The organism is Methylobacterium sp. P5_C11 (assembly GCF_054049775.1).
Genome location: NZ_JBFULS010000043.1, coordinates 36,736 through 48,221 on the forward strand (window position 1 = coordinate 36,736; position 11,486 = coordinate 48,221).

Genomic DNA, 11,486 nt, shown 5'->3' on the forward strand with positions numbered 1-11,486 from the left:
CACGCCGGCGCGGGTGTCGCGCCGGACGCGGAAAGCGCGTGCCATCCGCCCGAGCGCGCTAGCCGTGGCCCGCCCGGGCGATCAGCGCGCGCAGGGTCCGGCCCGTCGCCTCGCCGGTGACCGGCAGCTTGGCGCTGCGCTCGAACTTCTCGATCGCCGCGCGGGTGCCCGGACCCATCGCGCCGTCGGGCTTCACCGCGTAGCCGAGCTTCGACAGCGCCTTCTGCACCTGCAGCACCGGATCGCCGTCGGTTTCGGGCTTGGCCGCCTTCGCGGGCTCCTTCGGAGCTGGCTTGGCAGCCGCGCGGGCGGGGGACGCCTTCGGGGTGACCGAGGCGGTGGTCTCCTCGGACCGGATCAGCTCGCCGATCGCATCCCGGGCCGCCGGCTTGGCGGGCGTCGGCGCGGCGGCGCGGTCGGCCTCGATGACGCGAACAGGATCCCGGGCTGCCTCTTTCACGGGCTCCTTAGCGGGCGCCGCCGCCGCGCGGGGGGCGGGGGCCTTCTGGGCGAGCTTGGGCAGGATCGGCGCCGGGTGGCGCCCGGCCTGATAGCTGAGGGCGTTGACGCAGACGAAGCCCGCGGCGCCCAGGGCGACGAGGCTGCCCAGGACGGTGCCCGGGCTGGTCCGGCAGGTGGCGCCCGACGCCTTCAGCGCACCGACGAGGACGCCGCGCCAGTCGCCCGGGGCGGCGGCGCGACGCGGCGCGGGTCGGCGCGCTCGGCCGACTTCGCCCGGTACGGTGATCTCGCGGTAGCCTGACATCATGTCTCCTTCCGGGGGATCTGGGGCTCAGCCGGTGCGGCGCAGGACCCGGTCGGCCGGGGTCGCGGCACTCGGCTCAGCGTCGAACAGGCCGAGCGGCAGGCGCACTACCCGGCGGGGCACCGGGGCGCCCCGCACGGCCGTGCGGATCGGGGCGGGGCCTTGGGCCGCCGCCGGGATCCGCCCAGCGACGGGCAGGGTCACGGTCACGACGGTCCCGGCCTGCGGCGCGCTCTCGATCAGCAGGGCGCCGCCGTGCAGGCCGACCAAGCCCTGAACCACCGAGAGCCCGAGGCCGGTCCCCTCGTGGGGGCGCTTGTAGCCGCCGCCGCCGGCCTGGAAGAACGGCGTGCCAAGCTTGGGCAGATCCTCCGCGCCGATGCCGACGCCGGTATCGGCGACGACGATGTCCAGGCTGTCCGCGCCGCGGCGCAGGGAGAGGTCGACCCGTCCCCCCCGCGGGGTGAACTTCACGGCATTCGAGATGAGGTTGATCAGCACCTGCCGGCAGGCGGCGGGATCGGCGGTCAGCTCGACCGGCCCCGACGGGGCGGCGGTGAGGACGATGCCGGCCTCCTCGGCCTTCAGGTGCATCAGGTCGCAGCAGGCCTGAAGCAGGCCGGCGATGTCGAAGGTTTCGGGGGCGCAGTCGAAGTTGCCGCTCTGGATCCGGCTCATGTCGAGCAGCGTGTTGACGACACCGAGCAGGTGATGGCCGGAGGCGCCGATGATGCCGGCATATTCCCGCGCCTGGTCCCGGCCGAGGCTGGCCACACCTTCACCCGCCAGGACCTCCGAGAACCCGATGATCGCGTTGAGCGGCGTGCGCAGCTCGTGGGTGACGTTGGCCAGGAACCGGCCCTTGATCGCGTCGGCCCGCTCGGCCTCGGCGCGGGCGCGCTCCAGCTCCTCGGCATGCCGGTGATGCTCGGTCATGTCGCGGGTGACCGCCACCACCGCCATGGCGGCCTCGTGCGGCCCATGCTCGATCCGGTGGGCGCGCATCTCGGCATGGATCAGGCTCGCCCCGTCGGCCCGGCCGGCCTCGTGCTCGACATGCAGACGAAGCGGCAGGGTCGCAGGCCGCCCGGTCTCAGCGACGTCGCTCACGGCCTTGAGGAAGGCCGGCCGGTCGGCCACGTGGACGCGCTCCAGGAGGCCGTGGCCGCGCAGCCGCGTCGGCTCGCTGCCGAGCAGCCGCACCGCGGAGACGGAGGCCTCCAGCACGCGGCCGTTGCGGTCGTGCCAGGTGACGAGGTCGTCGATCGCCGAGAGCAGCAGCCGGTCGCGGGCTTCGTTGTCGCGCAGCCGTTCCCGCCAGATGCCCTCGTTGCGCATGTGTTCCAGTGCCTGGGCTGCGACATGGCCGATCGCCGTGATCGCGAAGGCCGGAAGGGCGAGCCCTGCCGAGATGTCCATGACCGGCAGGGCGCCGGCCCAGGCGCCGAGGGCGACCACGGCCAGCACGCCCAGGACCGCCATGACGGAGGCCGCGATGGTCGCCCGGAGCGATCCGGAGACCAGCGCCTCGAGGGGAATCGCCACCAGCCAGACGGCGGCGGGCGAGGTGGCGCCGCCGGTGACGCTCGCCAGGGCGATGACGAGGCCGGTGAGGCCCGCCGACGAAACCGCATGGGCGACCCAGAGGGAGCCGGTGCGGGCCAGAAGCACCGCGGCGAGGACCGGCAGCAGCAGGCTGGCGATCGCCAGGACCTCGAAGCCCGACGGGACCCCGCGCCAGAGCAGGTAGGGCGGGAGCCCGACCATCATCACGGCGCCGGTCGCCAGCCGCGACACCAGGAAACGCTGGTGGCGCGACCGGGCGGCGGCATTGTCGGCCACGGATTCGTGGACGAGACCCGCAAGCCGATCGTCGATCAGGGACGTCAGGACATTCTTGATGGGCAAGGCTGGCACACGCCGCGACGGATGCGTTCCCGCATCGATCGCGCCTCCGGTTCGACTTCGAACGACTTCCGGACGGTCGCAGAGCCGGCTTAAACGAGTGTTGCGTGACTTCTTCGAATGATCGAGATGCTTTCCGCGAGGTAACCAGCCGATTGCGAACAAGTTTCATTCACCATCGTGCGGGAAAGCCCGGGCCGGTTGAGGCCCGGTTCACCAAATCGGTCGAATGCTTTTGCTCGACATCGAGCGGAGGAACCGTCTGATGACCGTCCTGCTGCGCGCCGCGCTGGTGATCGGCGTGCTCTCCTACTTCGCGTTGATCCGTACCGGTGCGGATCCCGCCGCCGAGGCCCGCAGGCTCGCGGGCGCGGTGCCGAGCCCCCAGGCAGCCCTCGACGCGGTTCCGGCCGAGACCCGCGAGCGGGCCGTGCGCGCCGTCCTGGCCCGCGGCCTGATGGCGGAACTCAGTCGCCGCGCCGCGGAGGGGCCGGCCTCGAACGATACCCTGCAGGAGACCGATCGGCAGCCCGCCTGGCGGGGCGCCGATCCGCAGTTCGAACCGCGCATCGATCCCCGCTGACCGCCGGCGGGTCAGCCCGGCTCCCCGCCGCCCGCCGCGCGGGCTCGCACCGGTTGTGGCGCCCGCTGTCCGGCGACGCGCTCGGCGCCCTGGCGCAGCTTCGCCTCCGGACCGTGCAGCGGCTGGTGGCCGTCGCTGCGCCCGCGCTCGGCGAGCGGCCGGTCGAGGATCGCGGCGATCAGATCCCGAGAGGCCGGCCGGCTCACGGTGCGGAACAGCCGCACGAGGTCGGCCACGCGTTCGGCCGAGCGCGCCACGCCCTGGTTGAGGGTCAGAAAGATGTAGACCGCCTCCTCCTCGTGCAGGCCGGCGGCCCGCAGCCCGAGGGTCAACAGGTCGTAGCGGGCGCTCGGGTCGGCGACCACGGTGAGGAAGTCCCGGGGCAGGCCGAGGCCGTCGGCCAGCGTTGCCATGAAGGCCGGCACGTCGCGGGCGGCGGACAGGCCGGTCAGGGTCTCGCCGAGACCGCGGGGCGCCGGCGGGCAGGGGCGCAGGGCGGCGGTCGCCTCCACGGTCCGGCCGATCACGGTCCGGCGCATCGGGTCGGCGTGCAGGTAGAGCGGCACGAGGTCGGCGGCCGACACATCGGGCCTGACCAGGAGGAGCCGGGCGAGATCGGGGGCACGGCGGCCCCGGTCGACGAGCCGGGCCAGCGCCGAACCCCGCAGGGTGTGGCCGAGATTGGCGGCGAGGGCGCGGTCGATCTCGGGGCGGCCCTCGCGGGACAGTTCGTCCACAGCCTCGCGGCTCAGCCCGGCGCGGGCGGCGATGCGGGCGGCGATATCGGACCCTTCGGCGAGGGCCGCCTCAATCAGGCGGTGGTTCAGGGTCGGGGCGAGTTCCACCACCGCGTCGCGGGCGCCGCCGCCGCGCAGGGCGAGCGCCTCCAGCACCGCCGACGGCGTCTCGGGGCAGGGGGCCAGCTTGCAGGCGACCACCCGGGCCGTCTCCTCATCCACCGTGGGGATCAAGCCGCAGGCGAGCGATTCGAAGATCTCGATCTCGGTCCGGTCGCGGGCCGCCGCTCGGACGAACAGGTCCGTTTGCACCCGGAGGATCACCGGCTTGAGATCGAGATTCTCGATGCGTGACAGTTCGAGGAGCCCGGACAGGTCCGGCGGAGCATCGACGGATGGGGGCATGGGGGATCGGTTACGCAGGACTGCAGTAAGGCCACGCTAACCGCATCGACGTGAATCGACCTTTAAACCGCCTCCGCGGGCACCGTGCCGTCCTGCATCATGAGGCGCTGCACCCGCCTCCGATCCGGCTTCAGCGCGTCAGCCATAGCACAAGGCCGAGGCCCACCGCGGCCGCGACGATGATGCCGACATAGAGCGGCAGGACCCAAGGCTGCCGTTGATGGACGTAGCCTTTCGCCGCCCGCTCTGAGGGTGCCCGCTCGTTCTGCCGGGCAAGCCTGACCTCCTGCGGTGTCGGCGGCGTTCCCCCGGCCTCCTCGCAGGTCCCGAGGGGAGCCGCCCCGACATCCATGTGCGGGGCCTTGTCGGCGGTGCGGCCGCTGTCAATGTCGGCCTTGAGCTGCGCGGCGGTGGGCGAATCGGAATCCGGCGGCGGATCGCAGGGCAGGCTCGCGGGCGGCGGCGTGGTTTCGGATCGCAACGTCATCGACAGGGCTCCAGAATCCCGGATCAACGCCCGATGCGCGCTGTCGGCTGCAGCCAGGATGTCGCGGGGCTCAACCCTCCGCCGCGCCCCGCTTCAGCAGGGGCCGCGCCAGCATCTCTCCATCCGCGGTGAAGCCGGCTGCCGTACAGAACGCGCGCAGCGCCGCTTGGTCCGGCGCTGCGGCCAGGATCAACCGGTCGCAGTCCGCCTGCCGCGCCGCCCGGCCGGCCGCCTTCAGCAGCACCCGGCCGATGCCCCGGCGGCGGGATTCGGCGGCGACCACGAGGGTCGTGATCAGGCCGAACGGCCGCGGCGCGTCGAGGGTCAGGACGGGGGATACGGTGATGAGGCCGCTCGGCGGTCCCCATTCCACGGCGACGAGGGCGATCCCGCCGTCGCGTTGCAGGGCGTCGAGCCGGGCCGCGAGGTCCGCAGGGCCGACCGCGATCGCCGCCTCGCCGAGCAGGGTCGCAAGACCCGCGGCGTCGGGACCCGCGGCGGCGCGGATCTCCAGCCCGTAACGATTGCCCAAATCCCGCTCCCGATCGGTGTCACCGGGCGTTCAACGCGGGTCGCCGCGATCGGTCGCCCGCCGGACTCGCACAGCGTCCCCGCCGCGCTGCGGGGCGGAACGCGCGCGGGACTCGCGGCTTTGCTTCCCCATCGAGCGATCGGGGAGGGCGCAGCATGCCGGACGGGATGACGGATCGATCCCCGGACCCGGAGGCCGGGACGGCCTCCCCGGAGGCGCAGCGGCCGGGCCTGCGGCCCGAGGCCAAGAACGAGGCCGATCAGGCCGAGCGGGAGAAGACGGAGACCGAGATCGCAGCGGGCGACGTGGCCGACGACCTCGCCGATTTCGCCTGATCCAGCCGGCACGCTCTCTGCGCGCCGGCCGGGATCCGTGAGTCGCGGCCGGAGGCCGGGCTCAGGCCGGTGTCAGGCCGTTTCCTTGGCCTTGCGGGGGCGGCTCGCGCGCTTCGGCTTCTCGGCCACCTCTTCGACGGGCTCGGGCGCCGGGGCCGGGGCGGCGGACTTGCGGCGCTGCTGGCCGAGGCCGAGGCTCCGGGCAAGTTCAGAGCGCTGGGCGGAGTAGCTCGCCGCCGTCGACGGATAGTCGCGCGGGAGCCCGAAGCGCTCGCGATACTGCTCGATCGTCAGCCCGTTGCGCGAAAGATGGCGCTTCAGCGTCTTGTACGGCTTGCCGTCGATGAACGAGATCAGCGCATCCGGGGTCACCGACTTGCGGATCTGGGCCGGCGTCGGCTTGTCGGCCGTCTCGGTAACAGTTGCCGCAGGCGCGGAGAGCTTCGTCAGCGCGGCGTGAACGCCGGCGAGCAGACCTGGCAATTCGCTGATGGGCACGGAGTTGTTCGAGACATACGCCGAGACGATGTCCGAGGCCTGCTCGATAAAGGTCTGCTGCTGCTCAGTGGCGTTGTCGTCCATCGATGATTCCCTCTATCCGACGGTGGTGAGACGGTTCTAACGTCTGTGCAGCAAAATCAAGTCGTCGTCGAGCATTTCCCTACACAATGCGCCGGTCATGAACACGCATATTATTCAAGCCGTCGGTCGAGCTGAAATCGTCCATCGAGGCAACCGACACGCCGGCGGCGATGTTGGATGAGACCGCGGCGTCCGGGGCCGCGCCGGTTATGCCTTCGATCGCGATCTAGCCCTCGGCTTCCTCTGAGAAGATCCGTCTCCGGTCTGATGACTGGCCCAAAACTTCAGGCTGCGGCACGCCGTGAAGTCCCGCCAGCCCATCGGGGCAGGACGAACGTTTCGGCCCGACTGTCGCTTGGTCTGCCGCGGTCGGGTCGTGGGCTTGGACGTGCGCCTGGGCCATAAGGATCCGGACGGGGCGCAATCCGGGAACGATCGACGTGGACCAGCAATCGGAACCGGGCACTGTCTTCGGCGCCCACATCCCGTTCGTGGATCATTGTGGGATCGAGGCGCTCGACGTACGCGCCGGTCGGACGCGTCTGCGCCTCGCCCTTCGGCCGGAGCACGCCAACAACCTCGGCATCGCGCATGGCGGTGCGCTGTGCACGCTGCTCGACGTCGCCCTCGGGACGGCGGCCCGTCTGCGGGCGGGTCGCCCGGTGGTGACCCTCGACATGCAGACCCGGTTCCTCGCCCCCGGCCGCGGAATCCTGATCGCGGAAGGGTGCGTCACCCGGGCCGGGCGCTCGGTGATCTTTTGCGAGGCCGAGATCCGCGACGTCGCCGGAGAACTCGTGGCGACCGCAACGGGCCTGCTCAAGCCCGTCGGGGAGCGCCCGGCGGCGGCCTGACGCGATCTGGCGACACGGGCCAGCGGTTCGGCGACGCAAGCCTGCGCTCGAGGGCGAGAGCCGGCGCATGACGCGCCGGCTTGCCGATGCAGGTCAGCTCGGACCGCGGCACGGTCACGCCGAGGCTCAGACCGAATTGACGTCTGCCCGGCGGGGTGGGAAAGCCACTGTCATGACGATGCCGGACGACGCGCGCGCAGCCCTGGCTGCGCCTCCCTCAGAGGCCGACGTGACGGCCATGAAGTCCGAGGCCGCGGCGTGGTTCGAGACGCTGCGCGATCGCATCCTGGCGGCCTTCGAGGCCCTCGAGGCGGAGGCTGCGGCTCCCTTTCATCCCGACGCACCCGAGGGACCCGGACGCTTCGAGAAGACTCCGTGGACCCGGACCGACCACACCGGCCGGCCCGGCGGCGGTGGCGTCATGGCGATGCTGAAGGGCCGGGTCTTTGAGAAGGCCGGGGTCCACATCTCGACGGTGCACGGCGAGTTCGCGCCGGAATTCCGCGCGCAGATGCCCGGGGCGGCCGAGGACCCACGCTTCTTCGCCACCGGAATCTCGCTGATCGCCCATCCGTGGAACCCGCACGTGCCCACGGTCCATATGAACACCCGGTTCGTCGCGACGACGCGGGCGTGGTTCGGGGGCGGCGCCGACCTGACCCCGGTCCTGGAGCGGCGCCGCAACCAGGAGGATCCCGACAGCCGGCATTTCCACGCCTGTCTGGAGCGGGCCTGCTCGGCGCACGGCATCGACCACGCCCGCTACAAGGCGTGGTGCGACGAGTATTTCCACCTCAAGCACCGGAACGAGCCGCGCGGGATCGGCGGGATCTTCTACGACTATCTGTGGAGCGGTGATCCGCAGGCCGACCTCGCCTATACCCGCGATGTCGGGCAGGCCTTCCTGGAGGCCTATCCGAAGATCGTGCGCGACAATGTCGCCACGCCCTGGACAGAGGCGGACCGCCACGAGCAGCAGGTGCGGCGCGGGCGCTACGTCGAGTTCAACCTGCTCTATGACCGGGGCACGATCTTCGGCCTGAAGACCGGTGGCAACGTCGCCTCGATCCTGTCCTCTCTGCCGCCGACCGTGCGCTGGCCGTGAGCGGTGGGCTGCCGGCCGCCTACGCGCCGCAGCAGGACGCGGCGCTGAAGGCGATCGCCGCGTGGCGGCGCGACGGCGGATCGCAGGTGTTCCGGCTTTTTGGCTATGCCGGCACCGGCAAGACCACCCTCGCCCGGCGTATCGCCGAGGACGTCGACGGCACGGTGGTGTACGGGGCCTTCACCGGCAAGGCGGCCTCGGTGATGCGTCAGAAGGGCTGCTACGACGCCGCCACGATCCATTCGCTGATCTACCGCACCAAGGAGGCGGAGGAGGGGGGGCCGACCTTCACGCTGAACCGGTCGGGACCGGCCGCCAAGGCGGACCTGATCATCATCGACGAGTGCTCGATGGTGGATTCCGACCTCGGCAACGATCTCCTGTCCTTCGAGCGGCCGGTCCTCGTCCTGGGCGATCCGGCGCAACTGCCGCCGGTGCGCGGCGGCGGCTTCTTCACCGAGGCCGAGCCCGATGTGATGCTCACCGAGGTGCATCGGCAGGCCAAGGACGACCCGATCGTCCGCATGGCGATGACCATCCGGGAGGGCGGCCGGCTGGAACAGGGGATCTACGGGCAGAGCCGGGTGGTGTCGCGCCGCGCCCTGGACCCTGCCGAGGTGCTCGAATGCGATCAGGTTCTGGTCGGCCTCAACAAGACGCGCCGCCTCTACAACGCGCGTCTGCGCGAACTGGCCGGCCATACGGACCCGATGCCCGCGATCGGCGAGAAGCTCGTCTGCCTGCGCAACGACCGGGTGAAGGGGCTGCTCAACGGCTCGACCTGGACCGTGCAGGCCCTGCGCCCACCGCCGCGGCCGGACCTGGTGCGGCTCGACGTGGTGCCCGAGGACGACCCGGCGCTGCGCCGCCGCCCCACCGACATCAAGGTGCTCCGCGCGATGATCAGCGGGACGGACGAGGAGATTCCGCTGTTCCTGCGCCGCGAGACCGACGAGTTCACCTATGGCTACGCGCTCACGGTGCACAAGGCGCAGGGCTCGCAATGGGATCGGGTGACGCTGTTCGACGAATCCTACGCGTTCCGCGAGCATCGGGCGCGCTGGCTCTACACCGGCCTGACCCGGGCCGCGCAGGCGATCACCGTGGTGGTCTGATCTGCGGCTGCGCGCTTCGCAACCGCTTGTGAAGCCGGATCGTGCGTGCTAGGCACCCCCCGTCTCAGCGAGGCACCTTGCGGAGAGGTGGCAGAGCGGTTGAATGCACCGCACTCGAAATGCGGCATGCCTGCAAGGGCATCGGGGGTTCGAATCCCCCCCTCTCCGCCAGTTCACTGTGCTTAGTCATTGCAAAGTTTCATATTTTTTGGTTCGGCCTGCGGGTCTAACCCACTTTGCGCCCCACATTTTCAAACGGCTTCTAACGGTTGTCCTCGGACTACGATGGGCATTGGGGCCTCGCGCGCGCGGGCCGAGCAGGTTGGGGCCGGTCGTGTTTGCGGGCATGGTGTAGCTCGCTAAGAGCCACGACGATTACCGGCTTGGGCCGGGAGGATCAGGCTGCCAGGGTTGGCAGGCTGACGAGGGGATCATCGCTGATGGGGGCGATGCTTTCCAGTGTGATGTAGCGCGAGCGCTGGATGGCCCATTCGTCGTTCTGTTCCAGCAGGATCGCGCCCACAAGGCGGGTGATGGCCGCCTCGTTGGGGAAGATGCCGACCACCTCGGTTCGGCGTTTGATCTCACCGTTCAGGCGTTCCAGCGGGTTCGTGGAGTGCAGCTTGACCCGCTGCTGGACGGGGAAGCCCATGTAGGCCAGCACGTCCGACTCGGCCGTGTCCATCAGCGCGGCGAGCTTGGGGACCTTCGGCCGGAGTTGATCGGTCACGCGCCGCCACGGGAGCCGGGCCGCCTCGGCGTCGTCCTGGGCAAATGCCGTGGCGATGAAGGCCGAGACGACACGCCGCCCGCTGCGTCCGGCATTGGCGAGCACGTTGCGCATGAAGTGGACGCGGCAACGCTGCCAGGTCGCGTTCATCACCTTGACCACCGACGCCTTGATGCCCTGGTGCGCGTCCGAGATGACCAGCTTCACGCCGCGCAGCCCCCGGCGGGCGAGCTTGCGGAGAAAGTCCGTCCAGAACGTCTCGGCCTCAGACGGGCCGACCTCCATGCCGAGCCCCTCGCGACGGCCGTCACCGTTGACGCCCACCGCCACGATTACGGCGACAGAGACCGGGCTCCCATCGCACGCGTGCGATGGGGACCCTGGATGCGGCCGTCCTGACGCACCTTCACGTAGGTCGCGTCGATCCAGAGCGGGCTCCCATCGCAGCCTGCTGCGATGGGGTTCCCGGTAGGGCCACTCGCCCTCGATGGGCCGGTCGAGGAACGCGCCCACGCGCTCGTCGATCTCTTGGCAGAGCCGGCTGACCTGGCTCTTCGACACGCCCGTGCCGCCCATAGCCTGGACGAGATCATCGACCGAACGGGTCGAGATGCCCTGGATGTAGTCCTCCTGGATCACGGCGCTGAGCGCCTTCTCGGCCATTCGGCGCGGCTCCAAGAAGGCCGGGAAGTACGACCCCTTGCGCAGCTTCGGGATGCGCAGCTCGACCGTGCCGGCCCGCGTCTGCCAATCCCGGTCGCGATAGCCGTTGCGCTGGACCAGCCGCTCGGCGCTCTTCTCACCGTGGGCGGCGCCGGTCAGGCCACCCATATCCAACTCCATCAGCCGCTCGGCCGCAAAGCCGATCATCTCTCGCAGCAGATCGGCGTCGGCGCTCTTCTCCATCAGCCCGCGCAAGGCCATCATCTCGTCGGTCATCGGGGGTCTCTCGGGTTCGAGGTCGGTGCTCGCAACCCGACCCTACCCGGCAACCGCCGATGACCACCCCACGCGAGAGCCCGCCTGCTACAGCGCTGTGAACGGCGCGCAGGCGGGCTCTCCCGCTACCAGCGAGCTACACCACAACCCGGGACACGACCCGTGTTCAGTCCCGAGGTGAGATGGGTTGGGTCGTATCTGAACCGGCCTGGGTCGTCTGCCCAGGCTCGGCAGGTCGCTTCGTATGGCGTGAGGCCGCGTAGGGTCTTGAGCCGCCGGRCGAAGTTGTAGGCATCCAGGAAAGCGGCGAGGTGTTCCCGCAGTTGGTCGTGGCTGTCGTAGTGGTAGCGCTTGACGGTCGCGTCCTTGAGGGTCCGGTTCATGCGCTCGACCTGGCCATTGGTCCACGGG

At 70.7% G+C, this 11,486-nt stretch carries 13 protein-coding genes and 1 tRNA gene; 6 read left to right on the plus strand and 8 right to left on the minus strand.

The annotated features are described in order from the left end of the window. Nucleotides 1-58: 58 nt before the first annotated feature. Nucleotides 59-766: a peptidoglycan-binding domain-containing protein gene (locus tag ACXJKQ_RS20005; protein WP_457107483.1), complete on the minus strand. Its 708-nt coding sequence runs from the start codon at nt 764-766 to the stop codon at nt 59-61. Nucleotides 767-793: 27 nt separating this feature from the next. Beyond that, a complete protein-coding gene (locus ACXJKQ_RS20010; protein WP_457107470.1) occupies nt 794-2,683 on the minus strand; it encodes a sensor histidine kinase in 1,890 nt (629 codons plus the stop codon). A gap of 253 nt (nt 2,684-2,936) precedes the next feature. Here ACXJKQ_RS20010 and ACXJKQ_RS20015 point away from each other — a divergent pair, with 253 nt between their 5' ends. Continuing rightward, on the plus strand, nt 2,937-3,254 hold the full coding sequence (locus ACXJKQ_RS20015) for a hypothetical protein (RefSeq protein WP_457107471.1): 318 nt from the start codon (nt 2,937-2,939) through the stop codon (nt 3,252-3,254). Between the two features lie 11 nt (nt 3,255-3,265). Here ACXJKQ_RS20015 and ACXJKQ_RS20020 read toward each other — a convergent pair whose 3' ends face one another. The 3 genes from ACXJKQ_RS20020 to ACXJKQ_RS20030 all read right to left on the minus strand — a co-directional run bounded on the left by ACXJKQ_RS20020 (nt 3,266) and on the right by ACXJKQ_RS20030 (nt 5,415). Then, nucleotides 3,266-4,396, minus strand: coding sequence for a DUF2336 domain-containing protein (locus tag ACXJKQ_RS20020; RefSeq protein ID WP_457107472.1), 1,131 nt, complete (start codon nt 4,394-4,396; stop codon nt 3,266-3,268). A 130-nt stretch (nt 4,397-4,526) separates the two neighbouring features. Beyond that, the gene (locus tag ACXJKQ_RS20025) at nt 4,527-4,883 is read right to left on the minus strand and encodes a hypothetical protein (RefSeq protein ID WP_457107473.1); all 357 of its coding nucleotides are present in this window, start codon (nt 4,881-4,883) and stop codon (nt 4,527-4,529) included. A 70-nt stretch (nt 4,884-4,953) separates the two neighbouring features. After that, nucleotides 4,954-5,415, minus strand: coding sequence for an N-acetyltransferase family protein (locus ACXJKQ_RS20030; protein ID WP_457107474.1), 462 nt, complete (start codon nt 5,413-5,415; stop codon nt 4,954-4,956). A 155-nt stretch (nt 5,416-5,570) separates the two neighbouring features. Between ACXJKQ_RS20030 and ACXJKQ_RS20035 the strand changes: the two genes are divergently transcribed. Next, nucleotides 5,571-5,750 carry a hypothetical protein gene (locus ACXJKQ_RS20035; protein ID WP_457107475.1) on the plus strand — a complete coding sequence of 60 codons (180 nt, stop codon included), beginning with the start codon at nt 5,571-5,573 and terminating at the stop codon, nt 5,748-5,750. A 72-nt stretch (nt 5,751-5,822) separates the two neighbouring features. Here the strand turns inward: ACXJKQ_RS20035 and ACXJKQ_RS20040 are convergent, their stop codons facing one another. Next, nucleotides 5,823-6,332, minus strand: coding sequence for a MucR family transcriptional regulator (locus ACXJKQ_RS20040; protein ID WP_457107476.1), 510 nt, complete (start codon nt 6,330-6,332; stop codon nt 5,823-5,825). A gap of 440 nt (nt 6,333-6,772) precedes the next feature. Between ACXJKQ_RS20040 and ACXJKQ_RS20045 the strand changes: the two genes are divergently transcribed. The 4 genes from ACXJKQ_RS20045 to ACXJKQ_RS20060 all read left to right on the plus strand — a co-directional run bounded on the left by ACXJKQ_RS20045 (nt 6,773) and on the right by ACXJKQ_RS20060 (nt 9,577). Then, a complete protein-coding gene (locus tag ACXJKQ_RS20045) occupies nt 6,773-7,186 on the plus strand; it encodes a PaaI family thioesterase (protein ID WP_457107477.1) in 414 nt (137 codons plus the stop codon). Nucleotides 7,187-7,358: 172 nt separating this feature from the next. Next, nucleotides 7,359-8,291 (plus strand): oxygen-dependent coproporphyrinogen oxidase, encoded by a 933-nt coding sequence (hemF, locus tag ACXJKQ_RS20050; protein ID WP_457107478.1) that lies wholly within the window; start codon nt 7,359-7,361, stop codon nt 8,289-8,291. After that, nucleotides 8,288-9,406, plus strand: a complete 1,119-nt coding sequence (locus tag ACXJKQ_RS20055) for an ATP-dependent DNA helicase (protein ID WP_457107479.1) — start codon at nt 8,288-8,290, stop codon at nt 9,404-9,406. Before hemF ends, ACXJKQ_RS20055 begins: the two co-directional genes overlap by 4 nt. Before the next feature lie 81 nt (nt 9,407-9,487). Further along, nucleotides 9,488-9,577, plus strand: a tRNA-Ser gene (locus ACXJKQ_RS20060). A gap of 226 nt (nt 9,578-9,803) precedes the next feature. Here the strand turns inward: ACXJKQ_RS20060 and ACXJKQ_RS20065 are convergent. Together ACXJKQ_RS20065 and ACXJKQ_RS20070 are read right to left on the minus strand one after the other, a co-directional pair. Next, on the minus strand, nt 9,804-11,075 hold the full coding sequence (locus tag ACXJKQ_RS20065; protein ID WP_457107480.1) for an IS256 family transposase: 1,272 nt from the start codon (nt 11,073-11,075) through the stop codon (nt 9,804-9,806). A 125-nt stretch (nt 11,076-11,200) separates the two neighbouring features. Continuing rightward, on the minus strand, nt 11,201-11,486 hold a 286-nt coding region (locus ACXJKQ_RS20070), incomplete at its 5' end, for an integrase core domain-containing protein (RefSeq protein ID WP_457107481.1).